The 15,877-nt window shown below is 70.0% G+C and carries 16 protein-coding genes; 1 reads left to right on the top strand and 15 read right to left on the bottom strand.

What is annotated here, in order from left to right; all coding sequences use genetic code 11:
• Positions 1–128: 128 nt before the first annotated feature.
• Positions 129–503, top strand: coding sequence for a cupin domain-containing protein (locus tag RNB18_RS37470; protein ID WP_311718553.1), 375 nt, complete (start codon positions 129–131; stop codon positions 501–503).
• Positions 504–506: 3 nt separating this feature from the next.
• Here the strand turns inward: RNB18_RS37470 and RNB18_RS37465 are convergent, their stop codons facing one another.
• The 15 genes from RNB18_RS37465 to RNB18_RS37390 form a co-directional block, all read right to left on the bottom strand.
• The gene (locus tag RNB18_RS37465; protein WP_311718551.1) at positions 507–1,475 is read right to left on the bottom strand and encodes a DNA polymerase Y family protein; all 969 of its coding nucleotides are present in this window, start codon (positions 1,473–1,475) and stop codon (positions 507–509) included.
• A complete protein-coding gene (locus tag RNB18_RS37460; protein ID WP_311718550.1) occupies positions 1,472–4,906 on the bottom strand; it encodes a DNA polymerase III subunit alpha in 3,435 nt (1,144 codons plus the stop codon). Before RNB18_RS37460 ends, RNB18_RS37465 begins: the two co-directional genes overlap by 4 nt.
• A gap of 112 nt (positions 4,907–5,018) precedes the next feature.
• On the bottom strand, positions 5,019–5,192 hold the full coding sequence (locus tag RNB18_RS37455; protein WP_311718549.1) for a hypothetical protein: 174 nt from the start codon (positions 5,190–5,192) through the stop codon (positions 5,019–5,021).
• Between the two features lie 16 nt (positions 5,193–5,208).
• Entirely contained in the window at positions 5,209–6,336 is a 1,128-nt protein-coding gene (locus tag RNB18_RS37450; RefSeq protein ID WP_311718548.1) for a hypothetical protein, read from the bottom strand.
• On the bottom strand, positions 6,336–7,337 hold the full coding sequence (locus RNB18_RS37445; RefSeq protein WP_311718547.1) for a hypothetical protein: 1,002 nt from the start codon (positions 7,335–7,337) through the stop codon (positions 6,336–6,338). Before RNB18_RS37445 ends, RNB18_RS37450 begins: the two co-directional genes overlap by 1 nt.
• A 25-nt stretch (positions 7,338–7,362) precedes the next feature.
• Positions 7,363–8,445 (bottom strand): hypothetical protein, encoded by a 1,083-nt coding sequence (locus tag RNB18_RS37440; protein WP_311718546.1) that lies wholly within the window; start codon positions 8,443–8,445, stop codon positions 7,363–7,365.
• Between the two features lie 42 nt (positions 8,446–8,487).
• The gene (locus RNB18_RS37435) at positions 8,488–9,348 is read right to left on the bottom strand and encodes a phage distal tail protein (RefSeq protein ID WP_311718545.1); all 861 of its coding nucleotides are present in this window, start codon (positions 9,346–9,348) and stop codon (positions 8,488–8,490) included.
• Positions 9,345–10,544, bottom strand: coding sequence for a hypothetical protein (locus RNB18_RS37430; RefSeq protein ID WP_311718544.1), 1,200 nt, complete (start codon positions 10,542–10,544; stop codon positions 9,345–9,347). The genes RNB18_RS37435 and RNB18_RS37430 overlap by 4 nt, the downstream gene beginning before the upstream one ends.
• A 39-nt stretch (positions 10,545–10,583) precedes the next feature.
• Positions 10,584–11,471 carry a GumC domain-containing protein gene (locus RNB18_RS37425; RefSeq protein ID WP_311718543.1) on the bottom strand — a complete coding sequence of 296 codons (888 nt, stop codon included), beginning with the start codon at positions 11,469–11,471 and terminating at the stop codon, positions 10,584–10,586.
• Positions 11,472–11,897: 426 nt separating this feature from the next.
• Positions 11,898–12,188 carry a hypothetical protein gene (locus tag RNB18_RS37415; protein ID WP_311718542.1) on the bottom strand — a complete coding sequence of 97 codons (291 nt, stop codon included), beginning with the start codon at positions 12,186–12,188 and terminating at the stop codon, positions 11,898–11,900.
• 37 nt (positions 12,189–12,225) lie between these two features.
• A complete protein-coding gene (locus RNB18_RS37410) occupies positions 12,226–12,801 on the bottom strand; it encodes a phage tail tube protein (RefSeq protein WP_311718541.1) in 576 nt (191 codons plus the stop codon).
• A gap of 61 nt (positions 12,802–12,862) precedes the next feature.
• Positions 12,863–13,270 carry a hypothetical protein gene (locus RNB18_RS37405; RefSeq protein ID WP_311718540.1) on the bottom strand — a complete coding sequence of 136 codons (408 nt, stop codon included), beginning with the start codon at positions 13,268–13,270 and terminating at the stop codon, positions 12,863–12,865.
• Positions 13,263–13,418 (bottom strand): hypothetical protein, encoded by a 156-nt coding sequence (locus RNB18_RS37400; RefSeq protein WP_311718539.1) that lies wholly within the window; start codon positions 13,416–13,418, stop codon positions 13,263–13,265. Before RNB18_RS37400 ends, RNB18_RS37405 begins: the two co-directional genes overlap by 8 nt.
• A 229-nt stretch (positions 13,419–13,647) precedes the next feature.
• Complete coding sequence (locus RNB18_RS37395; RefSeq protein WP_311718537.1) at positions 13,648–14,730, bottom strand: S1 family peptidase; 1,083 nt, start codon at positions 14,728–14,730, stop codon at positions 13,648–13,650.
• A 233-nt stretch (positions 14,731–14,963) separates the two neighbouring features.
• Positions 14,964–15,812, bottom strand: coding sequence for a slipin family protein (locus tag RNB18_RS37390; protein ID WP_311718536.1), 849 nt, complete (start codon positions 15,810–15,812; stop codon positions 14,964–14,966).
• Positions 15,813–15,877 lie beyond the last annotated feature (65 nt).

Below are 15,877 nucleotides of genomic sequence, written 5' to 3'. Positions count from 1 at the left end.
ACCATCACCGAGGCACGAACGCACCCCAGCGGCAGCAGCTCCAAACCCTTGACGAATTGGTCAAGCAGCTTGACCATGGAGCTCATATAGTCAATCTGCTTGACCATCTACGGACCCGGAGGTCCCGCATGCCCGTAGTCCGCTCGTCCGATGCCGTCACCCACGAGATCCACGGCGCCCGTTTCGTCTCGTACGCCACTCCCCTCAGCGGCGCCAAGGAGCTCTGCGCCTGGCGCGGCGAGATCCCCGCGGGGACGAAGGCTCCGGTTCACACCGTCAACCGCGAGGAGATCTTCCATCTGCTCATCGGCGAACTCCTGATCACTCTCGACGACACCACCCATCGGATCACCGCGGGCGACACGGTGATCGTCAACCCCGGCGCGACCTTCGCCGTCGAGAACCCCACCGATCACACCGCCCTCACCTGGGTCACCACCTCCATCGGCCTGGAGGCGGAACTGGCCGACGGCACCCGTATCACTCCGCCGTGGGCCAACTGAGCCCTACGCCGCCAGCGACCCCGGCAGCACCGCGAGCGGTCCGAACCGGGCCCGGGCCCGGTCCGCGGCCTCCTCGATGCGGCGGAGCTTGTCGTCGGTGGGGTCGAAGGTGAGCTGGTGGGAGGCCTGTTCGGCGGGGTCGAGCCCCTCGGCGCGCAGGGAGACGGAGCGGACCCGGGCACGCTGGAGACCGAGCGCCTCGTACATGCCGTACGCCGCCCTGGTCAGGGCCACCGAATGGGCGGTGGGTTCACCGAGGGTACGGCTGCGGGTGGTCGCGGTGCGGTCGGCGTAGCGCACGGTGAGGGTCAGGGTGCGGCAGACCTTGTCGAGGGCGCGCAGCCGGGAACCCAGTTCCTCGGCGGCGGAGAGCAGGGCGCGGCGGTGCCGGTCGGGGTCCAACTCGTCGCGGGTGAAGGGGCGTTCGGTGGCCAGGGAGCGAGAGACGCCGTTCGGGACCACCCGGCCGCGGTCCACGCCGTTCGCCTTCTCGTGCAGTTCGCGGCCGACCTTGGCGCCGACCAGGCGCTGGAGCGTGGACAGGGGTGCGGCGGCGACCCGGCCCAGGGTGTCGAGGCCGTACCCGCACAGGACGCGGGCGGTGGCACCGCCGACACCGGGGAGCGTGGCGACGGGCCGGCCGGCGAGGAAGTCCGCCACCGCGTCCCCGGGGACCGCACAGGTCACCCCGGGCCGGGCGTCCTTCAGCGCCATGCGGGCCAGCATCGGCCCGGGCCCGGCGCCGATCGCGCAGTCGACGCCGTGCAGAGCGAGGGCGCGGACCCTGATCACCGAGGCCAGTTCGACGGCGTCCCGCTTGAAGTACCGTTCGGCGCCCCGCAGATCGGCCAGTGCCCGGTCCGGCGGCAGCGCTTCGACGACCGGCGTGAACTCCTCGAGGAGGCCGAGCAGTTCGGGCAGGGCCGCCTCCCGCGTCGGCGGCAGCTGGAAACGTACACAGAGGATGGTCATCCCGCACTCCCCGGGCTCTGGTGCCACAACTTCCGTATCTGTGAAGGCTCTTGACCCGCCGGTCGCAGATCGGCCCATGGATGCAGTTCGTATCCCGTCGGCATTTGGATTCGCCTGCCGCCGGTCGGATCCCCGGCCGCGTCTCCGGCCCTGACCGGAACCGGCTCCGCCAGCCGTGCCGCCACCGCGTCGAGGCCTTCGCCGTCCCGCAGTTCGACCAGTTCGGCGAGGTTCCAGGCGGCCGCGCCCACCACGCTGAGGCTGCGCGGGCCGCGCCGCTGCACCACCCCGCGCACCAGCAGCAGCCAGGAGTGGAAGACGGTGTGTGCGCAGGCGTCGTGGGAGTCGTCGAAGAAGGCGAGGTCGACCAGGCCGGTGCCGTCGTCCAGGGTGCTGAAGATGACCCGCTTGCCGGACCGGATCGGCGGTGTCTGGGTAGCCGCCTTGGCCCCCGCGACCAGCACGGCCTCACCGTGCCGCGCCTCCCGCAGCCGTCGCGCGCTGACCACGCCCAACTCCGTCAGGAACTCCTGGTGGTCGTCCATCAGATTGCGCGAGACGTCCATCGACAGCACCCCCAGCTCGGCGCTGAGCTTCTCCGTGGAGGAGAGATCCGGCAGCCCGGCCGAGGCCGTCTTCCGCCCGCCGGACAAGGGGAGTTGGGCCCCACGGCCGCCGCGTGCGCCCCGGTGCAGCTCGGTCAGGTGCAGTTGCAGATCCCGCCGGTTGGCGCCGAAAGCGTCCAACGCCCCTACTTGTGCCAGCCGTTGAGCCACCGGACGACTCGGATGCGCCCGCTCCCAGAAGTCCAGCAGTGAGGCGTACGGCTGCCCCTCGGCGATCCGTGCCGCCTCGGCCTCGCTGATGCCGTGCACGTCGGAGAGCGCCAGTCGCAGTCCCCACACGGCAGGGGATTCAGACACCAGTTCGATCCGATGGGCGACCCCCGACTCGTTCACGTCCAACGACAGGATCGGCACCCCGCGCCGCCGCGCGTCCGCCAGCAGCAGCCGCTTCGGATACATCCCGGGGTCGTGCGTGAGCAGCCCGGCGTAGAAGGCCGCCGGGTGGTGCGCCTTCAGCCACGCCGACTGGTACGTCGGTACGGCGAAGGCGACCGCGTGCGCCTTGCAGAAGCCGTACGACCCGAAGGCCTCGACGATCTCCCAGGTCCGCTGAATCGTTTCCGCGCTGTATCCGTTCGCCGCCGCGTGCTGCGCGAACCAGAACCGGATCCGCCCCTGCGACTCCGGGTCGGACAGCCCGCGCCGCACCCGGTCCGCCTCGCCGCGCCCGCACCCGGTCATGATGTCGACGATGTCGATGATCTGCTCGTGGAAGACGACGACCCCGTACGTCTCCTCCAGCGGCCGCTCCAGATCCCGGTGCGGATACCGGACGGGTGCCCGCCCGTGCCGTGCCTCGATGAACGGCCGCACCATGTCGGCGGCGACCGGACCGGGCCGGAAGAGCGAGATGTCGACGACGAGATCGTGGAAGGTGGCCGGCTGCAACCGCCCGACCAGGTCCCGCTGCCCCGGCGACTCGATCTGGAAGCAGCCCAACGTCTCGGTGGACCGGATGAGTTGGTACGTCGCCGGGTCACCCGGCGGTACGGCGTCCAGGTCGACCCGCTCCCCCGTCGCCCGCTCCACCTCCGCGACCGCGTGCGCCATCGCCGACTGCATCCGCACGCCCAGCACATCGAGCTTGAGCAGCCCGAGATCCTCGACGTCCTCCTTGTCGAACTGCGACATGGGAAATCCCTCGCCGCTGGTCGGCATGACCGGCGTACGGCGGAGCAGGGTCGCGTCGGAGAGCAGCACCCCGCACGGATGCATGGCGATCCCCCGCGGAAGAGCGTCGAGGGCCTCGACCAGCTCCCACAACCTGCCGTGACGCTGCTTCTCTTCTGCCAGCGCCTTGAGTTCGGGCAGTTCCTCCAGGGCCGCGCGGGCGTCACGCGCCCGGATGTGCGGGAAGGACTTGGCGATGCGGTCGATGTCGGCGGGGTCCATGGACAGGGCCGCCCCCACGTCCCTGATCGCGTGCCGCACCCGGTACGTCTCCGGCATCGCGACGGTGGCGACCCGCTCGGTCCCGAACCGCCCGATGATCGCCCGGTAGACCTCGAGGCGGCGCGCGGACTCCACATCGATGTCGATGTCGGGCAGAACGAGCCGCCGCGTGGACAGGAACCGCTCCATCAGCAGACCGTGCTCGACGGGATCGGCGTGGGCGATCCCGAGAAGGTGATTGACCAGGGAACCGGCGCCGGAGCCACGTGCGGCGACCCGGATACCCATGTCCCGTACGTCATCGACCACTTGAGCGACCGTCAGGAAGTAGGAGGCGAAGCCGTGGTGGGCGATGATGTCCAGTTCCTCGTGCATCCGCTCCCAGTACGCGGGCTTGCCCGCGTACCCCTTCAGCACCATCCCGGCCGCCGCCCGCGAGGCCAGTGCCCGCTGGGCGGTGCGGCGGCCCGCGCCGACGAGGTGCGGCTCGGGGAAGTGGACGGTGCCGATCCCGAGGTCGTCCTCGGGGTCGACCAGGCACTCGGCGGCCGTGGCCTGTGTCTGCTCCAGCAGCCGGTGGGCGGTGTCGCGGCGGAAACCCGCGGCCTCGACGATCCGTTCGGCGGCCGCCAGCATGGCACCCGCGTCCTTGAGCCAGGCCTCGCCGGAGTCCAGTTCCTTGACGGCGCCGACGGGGACAAGGCGGCGGGCGGAGTCCAGGACGTCGGCGACCGGGCCCAGGCCGGCGTCGGCGTACCGTACGGCATTGCTGAGCACGGGGCGGATCCGCTGCTCGGCGGCGAAGCCGACCGTACGGGCGGCCAGCCGCAGGGAGCCCGGTCCCGTGCCCTTCCGCCCGTGCCAGACGGCTTCGAGCCGCAGAGCGTCGCCGTAGGTCTCCCGCCAGGGAACGAGCAGCCGGGCGGCCCGGTCGGGACGGCCGGCGGCGAGGGCCCGGCCGACATCGGAGGCGGGCCCGAGCAGCACGGTCAGCCCGTCCCCCCGGTTCTCCGCGCGGGACAGCAGCGGCGTGCCCCGCTCCCCCTTGTCCGAGTGCGCCACCGTGACGAGCCGGCACAGGTCGGCCCAGCCGCGGGCACCGTCCCGGGCGAGAAAGGTGACACGGGGAGCCGACTCGTCGACGAAGGCACCTCCGCGCACGGGAGCACGGCGCCGCTCCTGCCGGACGGGTTCGGCCTCCTCCACGGCCAGCCCCACCCCGAACAACGGCCGCACCCCCGCCTTCGCACAGGCCTTGGCGAACCGGACCGTACCCGCGAGGGTGTCGCGGTCGGTGAGGGCGAGGGCGTCCATCCCCCGCTCGGAGGCGCGCTCGGCGAGGCGCTCCGGGTGCGAGGCGCCGTAGCGCAGGGAGAACCCGGAGACGGTGTGCAGATGAGTGAAGCCAGGCATCCGCACCTCCCGCTGTCGAGCATCAGTTCCCTATCGCCTCACCTCCACCATAGACCAAAAACCGAACGTGTGTACGACGACGATCGGATCGCCTCTCACCTGCGGAAACGGCCTATTCGGACCCGGATGTGCCGGTCTCGGTGGATTCCTCGGTGAGATGCTCGGCCGCGGCGGTCGGCTGGGCGCCGGCGGCCGTCGCGCGCTGCGCGGTCTCGAGGGCGTGGAGGCGGCGTTTGATGTCGCGGAGCTCGGTGAGGAGGGTGTCGGGGCGGTTGATCCTGGTCACGGGGTGCTCCTCCGGTTCATGGGGTGCTGGTGGCGGGGGTGACGGTCAGCTGGACCTGCTCCTCGCCCGCGTCATTGCCCGGGGTGACCTCGATCCCGGTGATCCGCACGCCGAACCGGGTGCCCTCGGGAAAGAACACGTCCTTGATGACGACGAGGGCGTCGTCGCCGACCTGATAGGAGCCGAGTACGGGTTCCAGGTCGGCGCGCACGGTCAGCTCGGGCAGGACGACGGGGGCGGAGACGGCGGCGAGGGCCGACCGGGCCTGGGAGTGCAGAAGGTCCGCGTCGGTGAGATGGACGTAGGAGACCTCGGTCTCGGTGAGCGGGCGCCCGGTGGCGGGGTCCTCGGCGACCGCGACGAGCTGGTTGCTCTCGCCCTGCTCTCCGAGGGCGAAGACCCGGTTCGCGGTGGAGGCGCCGTCGGCCGGCCAGGTGTAGCCGATGAGGTTGGCGCCGTACTCCCACACATGCGGGGTGCCCTGCTGGCCGAGGTGCGGGGTGCCGACGCGGAGTCTGCGCACAGGACGGCCGTCGCTGCCGTACGCCATGTCGAACAGGAAGTCGGGGCCGTCCTCCAGGCTGGCCAGTTCGCGCAGCGCCTCACCGGTGCTCTTGAGGTCGCTGCCGGGGTAGACCAGGGTGCGGGTGATCCCCGAGCGGGCCGTGGACTCGGGGCGGACCCGGATGTCGCCGCCGGGGTGCGCCTGGGCGATGGCGACGAGGTCGCGGGCGATGTCGCACTGGTCGCGGTCGGTGAAGGGGACGTTGACCAGTGCCAGGTCGGGGGCGGCCGGGTCGAAGTCGGCGGGCAGGACCCGGCGGTGGTCGAAGTAGGACAGGAAACCGGCCGCCCCGATCTCCAGGTGCTGGTCGGCGGAGGTGTACTTGACGGTCCAGATCACCCCGCCCCAGACGAGCACGCCGTCCCGCTCGACGTAGAGGGCGGCGCGGCCGGGCTCGGTGAGTTCGCGGGGGCGGTGGACGCCGATCCGCGGGTCGCCCAGGGGCAACCGGGCGCGGAACTCGCCGGATTCGTTGAGCTCGGTGCTGAACGTGGCGTCGTACAGGGGGAGTTCGTCGGTGATGGCGCCGGTGGCGAAGTCGGCGGTGTAGTAGGTGTAACGGGTCGGGGTGCGGGTCACTAGCCCACCAGCCAGGTGGTGTTGAGGTAGATCAGCTGGTTGGCCGGAAGCGGGGAGTCCTGGGGATACAACGCGATGCCACCGTCCGGACGGAGCATGAGTTCGAGGCCTCGCGTGGTGCCACCGATCACCGTGTACCAGTGGTGCCTCACCGCCGGGCGGAAACCGGCCGGAACGGCGATGAGGGAGGTGCCGTTGGCCGTCAGGGCGACCGTGCTCTGGACAGCGCCCCGCAGATGGACAGTGGCACCGACCCGGCGTACCGCCGGTGTCTCGGCGTTGTACACCACCCAGTTGGGCAGGAGGGTGAGGTTGTTCCACCCGGTGTCGTCGTTCACCGCCCGCCATCCCGCCGAACTGTCGTACCACTCCAGGTGGTTGGTGTCCCAGCGGTGGACGTACATGCCGGTGTAGGGGTAAGTGGGGCGGCCGCTCTCGCCCCAGACCCGCAGGATGCCGCCGGCCGCGGAGGTCCAGGGGCGCAGGTCGTCGATGTCGGCGGCGGCGATGGACGTGGCGTTCTTCGGGACCCTGATCCGGGCGAGCGGGATGAAGTCGCCGGCCGCCGCGGGGTCGGTGGGGGTGGCGGCGGCCGTTCCCTTGACGAGTTCGACGGTCATGGCGGTAACGGCGTCGCCGTACTGCGTGTCGCGCTGCCGGGCGACGACCAGGTCGTTGCGCGGGTTGGCGGTGTCGGCGGGGTTCGTGCCGAGGACGTCGAGGGTCTTCTGCTGGTCGAGGGTGACGAGGTAGGCGCCGGTCGCGGTGGCCCGGGTCCCCTGGATCACCCCCTGGAAGGGAGCGACGGTGACCTTGCCGGAGACGGTGGCGGTGGCCTGGACCCGGCCGGGGTCTCCGGTGGCCGGCCGGATGCCGCTGCGGGCCTGGACCGGGCTCGCCCCGGGTGCGGCGAACACGCCCGTGGCGAGCCGGGCGTCCTCGGCGTCGACGACCCCGCCGGAGATCCAGCCGGAGTCGCGTTCTGGGGTGGGCGTGCTCATGGGCGTGCCTCTTCTGGTCGCAGGGTCACGGGACGGGGAACGCCGTCACGCGCAGGCCGGTGTAGTGCGCGGCGGGTGAGAACACACTGGCGGTACCGGTCGTCATCCCACCGCCCCGGGCGACGTACTGCGTCAGCACCAGCGGCGTCGCCGCGGGCAGCAGCCGGTGGCCCTGGGCGACGCTGGTGGTGATCCCCGTGGGGCCGCCGTGGAAGCAGGCGAGGGACACCGGCGTCCCGTCCTGCAGGCGCACCACATGGTCCCAGCGCTCGTTGGCGCCCGAGGTCTGCGCGGTCAGCTGCCCGGTGACCAGGAGCATTCGGGGGTACGGCGCCGCCGGCACGGTCACCTGGTTGAAGGTGTACCCGGTGGCCCCCGCCGAGCCGCTGGTCAGCGGCCAGCCCGTGTCGGCCGGGCCGAAGAACTGGACCGCGCCGGTGACCGCCGGACGCCAGGTGGTGTCGGCACGGACCAGGTCGAGGCCGGTCTCGAGGTCGTACAGCCGCTGTCCGGAGTAGCCGTCGGCCGGGAGCGACTCGTGGACCTGGAGCGGCAGGACCCCGCCCGCCGCGACGGTGGAGACCCGCAGGTCCTTGATGTCGTCCTTGGTGATCGAGCCCGCGTTCGCCCGGACGGTGATCGCGGCGAGCGGGAGGTGGTCGCCGGTGACCGTGGGCGCGACCGGCGTCACCGCGGCCTTCCCGGCCACCACCCGGACGAGCATGCCGTCGCTCTCGTCGCCGTACTGCCGGTCGGTCTGCTGGGCCACGACGAGGGCGATGCGTGGGTTGGACGAGTCGGCCGGGGCCGCGGTCAGCACGTCGAGGGTCTTCTGCTGGGCGAGCGTGATGAGATACGCGCCCGCGGCGGTCGTACGGGTGCCCTGGATGACGCCCTGGAAGGGACGGACCGTCACATTGCGCGAGGGCGTGGAGGTCGCCTCGACGTTGCCCGGGCTGCCGGGGCCGGGTCTGATGCCGGTGCGGGCCGCGATCGGGTTGCCGGGATCGGCCGCTGCCGAGGTGAGCACGCCGGTGGCCAGCCGGGCGTCCTCGGCGTCGACGACGCTGCCGGAGAGCCATCCGGAGTCGCGCTCGAAGTCAGCCATGCGGGTGCGTTCCTTCTGTCTGAGGAGCTGGGAGGGGCCGGGTCAGAGCCAGGCGTCGCGCCATTCGGCGGTCAGCCGGGCGGCCGGTGCGTAGTCGCGGGCGCGGAAGAGCACGGGTGTCGCGCCCGGCCGCAGCGGGAACCAGTCGGAGCCGGGCCGCAGCGCGGCACGGCGGGAGGCGGTGCCCTGGAGCAGGACGGAGCGCGCGTCGGTGTCGACGACCAGGAACTCGCCGTCCTGGAGGGTGAGTTCGAAGGCGAGTTCCTCTCCGGTTCCGGTGTTGCTGATCACCGGCTGCACGCAGGGCCCGACGATCCGCCAGACGGGCCAGGTCGGGACGGTGCCCTTGTTCTCGAGAAGCAGCCGGCCGCCGGAGGAGCCGCTGCCGAAGTCCAGGGGAAAGCTGAGGGGGAAGGCGACACCGCCGCTGGAGGAGGGCAGTGGGCAGGTGCTGACATTCAGGCCGTACGAGTACCGCAGCGGGTCCGGCGCGGTCATGGTCAGGGAGAACTCGAAGGCACCGGACTTGCGGTCGACGATCTTCGTCTCGGCGGTGAGGCGGACCAACGCCCGCCGGACGCGGTGCGGTTCGGTGACGACGAGCGGCGACAGCGTGCTGCCGTCGGCGAGTACGGCGGCCAGCCGGTCCTTGGCCGCTTCCCGTACGGCGCGTTCGGGGGCGATGGCCAGGCCCTCCAGGGTGACCACGCGAGGGCCCCGGTAGGAGGGGGCGTCGAACGCACCGTGCCGCTCGGGGCGGTCGGTCAGGGTGAGCCGGACGGGTGGGGTGGCGGCCCAGCCCTGCTCGCTGGTGACCCACCACTCGACGCCGTCGTCGTCGACGGTGTTCCCGGCCCAGCCGTCCACCTCGAACACCGGTTGCTGGAGCTGCCGTTCGGTCATCGTTTGGCCGCCCAGGCGAGTTCGCGGGCGGTGATCCGGCCGATCTCGTACTCGGACTGTCCGGGGCGGGGGTGCACGTTGACGGTGACGGGCCCGCTCGCCGCGGCGACCCCGGTCCGGGCCGACGCCCCGCCGGCGACCCCGGCGAGGCTGTAACCGGGTCCGATCACACTGCGCGCGGTCGCGGTGGCAAGCCGTCCGGCGGCTCCCGCCACTCGGTTTCCGGCACCCTCCATACCGAGGGCGAGCCCTTCACCGACATCCCCGCCGAAACCCATCATCACCTTGGAGGGGGACGAGATCCCGAGGATGCTGCGAATGGGCCCGGGAATGGTGTTGACGATGAAGTTCTTCACCGTGTTGAGAAGGGCCGAGGCCGAGTTCTTGATGCCGTTGATGAGCCCCATGACGAGGTCGCCGCCCAAGTGCATGAGTTTGTCGGGCAGTTCGGCGAAGAAGCCCCAGATCTTCCCGGGAACCCCCCGCAGAAAGTCAACAACGGCGTTCCACTTGTCGACGATCCAGTCCCGCACCGACCCGACCGCCTCCTTGATCCGGTCCCAGTGCTTGACGATCGCGAGCACGGCGATCCCGACAGGCCCGGTGAGAATGGCGACGAGCAACGGCCAGTTGGCCTTCAGCCAGTTCACGACATTCTTCCCGGCGTCGATCAGCCAGTTGATGGCGACCGACGCCCCTTTCATGACCGTCCCCACCACCTGCCCGATGACCTTGAACGCCGCCTGCATGACGGCCTGCACGGTCTTCGACTGCATCGCCATGTCGATGAGCTTGGTGATGAGCGGCATGACGAGGGCGAGGATCGCGCCGAGGATGTTGGCCTTCATGGCTGTGTTGAGTCCGCGCTGGGCGGTGGTGGCGGTACGCAGCCCTTGGCTGAACCGGGAGAAGAGCCCACCACCCGACGCGGCACTCCGCCCCGCCCGCTGCACATCGCTCGCGGCCCTGGTGGCGGCGGTCCGCACCTGGTTGAGACCGGCACTCGCCTGACCGGCGCCGGTGCGCAGCCGACCGGTGGCGGTGCTCGCCTGGGTCGCCGCGTTCTTGAGCCGGTCGACCGAACTGCTGGCCCCGGTGACAGCGGTCCGCATCCGCGTGACGGCACCGCCGGTGCTGGTGGCCGCGGATCGCATCTGGTTCAGCGCCCGGGTGACCGATACGAGAGACGTCTGCATGGTGGGTTGGCTCCGTCGCTGTCGCTGTCGTGCGGGTCGTCATCGCCGCAGGGTCTGTTCGAGGGAGTTGAGGTCGTTGCGCAGGCCCTGGATGGAGCGCCCCGCGCCCCGGGCGCTGTCCTCCAGCTCACGAACCCGCTGCAGGCCTGCCCTGACCTGCCGGTCCAGATTGTTGGCCTTGATCCGTAGGGACTTGCTGCGCTGGTCCGCGTCGTTGGCGACCTGACTGATCCTGCTGATCCTGGTCTTGAGAGCGGTGACCTGGCTGCGCACCCGTTGATCGTCGGTGTGCTGGGTTCGGACGAGGCGGTTGACCGCGGTCTCGATCCTCGTGCTGCGGCGCTCCGCCGAGTGGGCCACCCGGTTGGCGGTCCTGAGGCTGGTGCGCAGGGTGGTGATCTGCTGGCGCAGTTGCTGGTCACCGGCGCGCGCGGTGCGGCGGACGTCCCTGGCGGTTCTGGTGATGCGCTCCTGGGTGGCGCTGATCGCCTGCCGGAGATTCCTGTCGACCCGGGTCAGCTCGGCGAACCGGTTGTCGAGGACACGGTCCTTGTCCCTCTGCTCGCGGTTCTCCAGGATCTTATTGATGTCGAACAGCGTCTTCTCATGCTTGATCAGGCCGTACTCGAACTGCCCGCCGAACAGGTCGGCCTTCAGACCGGCACCCTCCGCCTTGGCGCCGGTGACCGGCATGTTGTCGGCATGCCATTTGGGGTCCAGTAGCTTCTTCTGTGCGGCGTCCTGCTGCTCTTTCCAGGCGGCTATCTCGCCTTGTACGGCCTTCTTGAACCCTTCCGGAATACTCGAATCCTTCGCGAACTGTTGCGCGAACTGCTCCTTGAACCGCGCAGTGAAATTCTCCGTGCCCTCCAGGATCCCGACCCGAGTGGTCAGCCTCTCGACCAGGACCCTGATGTCCTCAGCCACGCACCGGCTCCTCTCAACTCGGTGAACTCAGGAAGGCCATGATCTGGGCTGCCGACGCCCCTTGCTCCACGGCCGGCCGAGGCTCCTGCTCAGGGCTCCCGGTACCGCCCTCCCCCGGCCGCGGCACCGCCTCCGGATAAGCCGCCGGCTCCGCGTCCTCGTCCCGATGAACCGTCGCGAACATCCAGTTGGCTACGGCGAGATGGTCGACGACCGCCGCCAGCAGATGGTCGGTGACCGTCCAGTCCGCCTGTTCACCGTGGACCGCCCGGGCGTAGGACGAGTCCGCGGGAAGGTGTCCGACGAGGACCCGCAGGCGGCGGGAGGACAGGCGCCCCCGGTACCAGTCGAGGAGGTCGACCCCGTAGTGGCGGAGCAGATCCGCCTCCAGCGCCTCGGCGTGCTCGTCGACCAGCGCACCGAGGCTCAGCCTTCCCCCAGCGTCATGCCCGTCTCGTTGCCGTACGCCTCCAGGATCGCGGAGACGTCCTGGACACTGGTGTCGTACTTGCAGAAGCGCTCGAACTGCTCCGCTCCGAGCAGCAGCGCCAGCAGTCCGTCGATGTCGTTGTCCTCCAGCGCGGCGATCTGCTTGGCGATACTGCGCGGGAACTCGGTGGGCAGCCGGAACACATCCCCGTCCACCTCGAACTCCCAGTTCTTTCCGACTGCTTCGAGGCGCTGGGCACGGGCGGCGTTGACGTTGAAGGGGGCCATGTCGGGCGAGCTCCTTGCTGCGAGAGGAACGAAGGGGTCAGGCCGCGCTGAAGCTCGGGTCCTTCATCAGGAAGGTCGCCAGCGGGGCACCGTCCACCGTGGCCAGCGCGGTGAAGGTGACGCCGAGCTTCACGGGGGCGGTACGGACGAGAGCGAGCTCCTCCGTCTCGGTCACCTGACCGCGGGCGATGATCATGCGGTACTTGACCTCGTCGCCGTCGGTGAACTCCAGCCCGAGCATCCGCTCGTCGAACTTCGGCTCGGCCGCCAGCTCGTACTTGTAGAGGCCGGACCCGGTCGCCGTCTCCTTCACCTGACCGCCGCCGAAGAAGAACGGCAGGGTGTCCTCGTTCAGCTGGAGAAGCTGGAACTTGAAGCTGAGATCGCGGTCCGAGTAGACGTACCGCGCCGAGCTGACGCTCTGCCAGGTGTCCACCGGGTCCAGCTTGTCCTTCTTGGAGATCTTGACACCGTCGGTGGTGGTGTAGCCGAGGTCCTTCCAGCCGGCGCCCCAGGCCGCGCTGGTGTCGGCGGGAGGTGCGGTGGCGAGCGGGGCGATGAGCACACGGCCACTGCCCGCGACCCGGATCTCCTTGGCGTTCGTTCCGGCCATCACTGCTCCTTGGTGGGAGTTGGACATGACGCGCTGAAGGGATGTGGAGGCGGACCGCCGGTCAGGCCGGGCGGACCACCAGCCGGGTGGTCGAGACGTAACGGTTGGCGGCGGCATGCCGGTAGTCGGGCAGCCAGCGCGGACCGTCCTCCTCGACGACGTCGATGACGGCCGCCGCGCCGTAGCGCACACCCCGGAGCTGGAGCATCAGGGCGCGGGCCACCAGGGAGACGGTGTGGGCCGCGGCCTTGGAGGGGCCGTACACCTCCAGGTCGACCAGCGGATTGTCGAGCCGGGCGTCCTCCGCCCAGGCACCGCCCATCCGGGAGACCAGTACGGCGCGCTGCGAACCGTCGAACCCGGAGGGCGGCGCGACGTCCACGACGACCCCCGCCAGCTCACTGCGGTCCTTGAGGAGGTCGACGACCAGCTGTTCCACATCCGGAAAGGTGATGTACGGCTCACTCATCGGAGTCTTCGGAGTTCTCGGAGTCCTCAAGGCCCTCCGCGGGGTGCGCGATGACACCGAGCAGTTCCCGCGCGGTCGGGTCGTCGACGTCCACGACGTCACCGGGCTCGTGCTCGTTCCACCAGTAGGTCAACTGGATCTTCTGCACAGCGCTTCCCCCGAAACGATCGCCTGTGAAGGATCTGATAAGTGATCAACTTCCGTCGGTCACAAGGAAGTTGACGCCCCAGGAACCGCAAATGTAACGGCCGCCCCAAGCACAGCGTGAGCAACGCGAGGTCTCGAACAGATAACGATGGCAGGGGACTTGCGCACGCCGCAAACGCGAAAGTCCCGCCCCCACACAGGGGACGGGACTCCATGCAGCACCGAAAACGTCAGCCGATCGACGCCCCGGTCGCCGACAACGCCTCCGTCACCGGCTGGAAGAACGTCTCCCCGCCGGAGGTGCAGTCACCACTGCCACCGGACGTCAGCCCGATCGCGCTGCTCCCCGAGAACAGCGACCCTCCGCTGTCCCCCGGCTCCGCGCACACATCGGTCTGGATCAGCCCGTTCACGATGTCGCCATTGCCGTAGTTCACCGTGGCGTCCAGCCCGGTGACCTTGCCTGAGTGCACCTGAGTCGTGGACCCGCTGCGCGTCACCGACTGACCGACCGTCGCGGCCGCCGCGCCCGTGATCGCCTGCGCGGACCCGTTGTAGAGGTCCACCTCACTGGGGTGATCGACCTCAGCCGTGTACTTCACCAGCCCGTAGTCGTTGTCGGGGAAGCTGGACAGCGAGTTGGTGCCGATCTCGTTGCCGCTCGAGTCCGACCATGTCGAGATCGCCTCGGTGCAGTGCCCGGCGGTGAGGAAGTACGGCTCCCCGCCCTTGACCACGTTGAACCCCAGCGAGCACCGCCCACCGGAACCACTGATCGCGTCACCACCCGCGATGAAGGGCTTGAACTCCCCCTTTGTGCGCTGGAGTTCGGCCACCGAGCCCAGACCGTCGACCACCTTCGTGAGCTTGGTCCACTCGGCGGCGGAGACCGTGCGGTCGGCGGTGACGACGACCTTGTTGGTGGTGGGGTCGGTCACCCAGGACGTCCCCGGGATGGCCGCGTCGCCGGCGAGCGTCGTACGCGCGCTCTTCAGCTCGGCGAGGGAGTTCGAGACGACTCTGGCCGAGGCTCCGGCCGCCGACACGGTCCGTGCCGCGTCCTCGTCGAGCACGTTCACCACGAGACTCTTGGTCTTCGCGTCGTAGAACGTCCCGGCCGCGTCCGCGCCGAGATCCGCCCCGAGCGTCGAGGCGAGCTTTCCGGCCGCGAGGGCCGAGAGGGTCTTGACTTCGGGCGAGGCCGGCGTCTCGCTGGCGTTCGCAGTCTGCAAGGTGACTCCCGCCGCGACCAGCGCGGTGATGCCCGCACCTGCCACGACGATCCGGCGCCTGGGTATGCGTCGATGCTTCAACTCGCGTCCTCCTGTGGGGGGTCGGCCCGGGAGAATGTGGGGATCTCACGGGCCGGAAGGCTGGTTGACGAGCCCTTACTCTTCCGAACCCCGCAGGGAGCGCACAAGGGTGACTTCCGGACGCGCGTAGAACGCGGTTGCGCGCCCCCGTCATTTTTGACAGTCCACGGTCACCCCAGGCCATTCACGCTGCAAACACTACGAGCGAGTAACACCCCATCAGCCCGTGAGGTCTAGTCCTGTCCTGAATTCGCCCCTCCAGGATCCGGATCCAGCCGGGGCTCCAGTGGCGGACGTTGCTCCTGCAGCGGTTGCTGCGGCGTCGGCGCCGCCCTCTCCAGGAACCGCAGCAGCTCGACGGGAAACGGCAGCACCAGCGTCGAGTTCTTCTCCGCCGCCACCGCCACCACCGTCTGCAGCAACCGCAGCTGCAGCGCGGCAGGCTGCTCGGACATCTCCTTGGCCGCCTCGGCCAGCTTCTTCGACGCCTGGAGCTCCGCGTCCGCGTTGATGACCCGTGCCCGCCGCTCCCGGTCCGCCTCCGCCTGCCGGGCCATGGACCGCTTCATGGTCTCGGGCAGCGAGACGTCCTTGATCTCGACCCGGTCGATCGTGACCCCCCACTCCACCGCCGGGCTGTCGATCATCAACTCCAGCCCCTGGTTGAGCTTTTCGCGATTGGACAGCAGATCGTCCAGCTCGCTCTTGCCGATGATCGACCGCAGCGAGGTCTGCGCCATCTGCGCGACCGCGAACCGGTAGTCCTCGACCCGCACGACCGCCTCGGCCGGCGAGGTCACCTTGAAGTAGACGACGGCGTCCACCCGCACCGTGACGTTGTCCCGGGTGATGCCCTCCTGCCCGGGCACCGGCATGGTCACGATCTGCATGTTGACCTTCCGGAGCTTGTCCACGCCCGGAACGATCATCGTGAACCCCGGCCCGCGCACTTCCGGCCGGAGCTTTCCGAGGCGGAAGACCACGCCCCGTTCGTACTGCTTGACGACCCGCGCGGCCGCCATCACGTACACCGTTCCGGCGGACACGAGCGTCACGCCCGCCGCCACCAGCTCCTCGACCATCGCGACCCCCAGGGTCCGAACCAGGCGCTCAAGGTGTGCCCTTCGACGGTAACTCCGCTGTGTAC

It is taken from the genome of Streptomyces doebereineriae, from assembly GCF_031845645.1.
Lineage (GTDB): Bacteria > Actinomycetota > Actinomycetes > Streptomycetales > Streptomycetaceae > Streptomyces > Streptomyces canus.
The sequence above is the reverse complement of the archived record's forward strand: the minus strand, read 5'-3'. Positions and strand labels throughout refer to the sequence as shown.

Bases quoted from the DNA above. Each gene is read 5' to 3' on its own strand.
- RNB18_RS37405 (WP_311718540.1), bottom strand. From the start codon at position 13,270: ATGAGTGAGCCGTACATCACCTTTCCGGATGTGGAACAGCTGGTCGTC.
- RNB18_RS37435 (WP_311718545.1), bottom strand. From the start codon at position 9,348: ATGACCGAACGGCAGCTCCAGCAACCGGTGTTCGAGGTGGACGGCTGG.
- RNB18_RS37445 (WP_311718547.1), bottom strand. From the start codon at position 7,337: ATGAGCACGCCCACCCCAGAACGCGACTCCGGCTGGATCTCCGGCGGG.
- RNB18_RS37440 (WP_311718546.1), bottom strand. From the start codon at position 8,445: ATGGCTGACTTCGAGCGCGACTCCGGATGGCTCTCCGGCAGCGTCGTC.
- RNB18_RS37465 (WP_311718551.1), bottom strand. From the start codon at position 1,475: ATGACCATCCTCTGTGTACGTTTCCAGCTGCCGCCGACGCGGGAGGCG.
- RNB18_RS37460 (WP_311718550.1), bottom strand. From the start codon at position 4,906: ATGCCTGGCTTCACTCATCTGCACACCGTCTCCGGGTTCTCCCTGCGC.
- RNB18_RS37415 (WP_311718542.1), bottom strand. From the start codon at position 12,188: ATGGCCCCCTTCAACGTCAACGCCGCCCGTGCCCAGCGCCTCGAAGCA.
- RNB18_RS37410 (WP_311718541.1), bottom strand. From the start codon at position 12,801: ATGGCCGGAACGAACGCCAAGGAGATCCGGGTCGCGGGCAGTGGCCGT.
- RNB18_RS37430 (WP_311718544.1), bottom strand. From the start codon at position 10,544: ATGCAGACGTCTCTCGTATCGGTCACCCGGGCGCTGAACCAGATGCGA.
- RNB18_RS37390 (WP_311718536.1), bottom strand. From the start codon at position 15,812: ATGGTCGAGGAGCTGGTGGCGGCGGGCGTGACGCTCGTGTCCGCCGGA.
- RNB18_RS37470 (WP_311718553.1), top strand. From the start codon at position 129: ATGCCCGTAGTCCGCTCGTCCGATGCCGTCACCCACGAGATCCACGGC.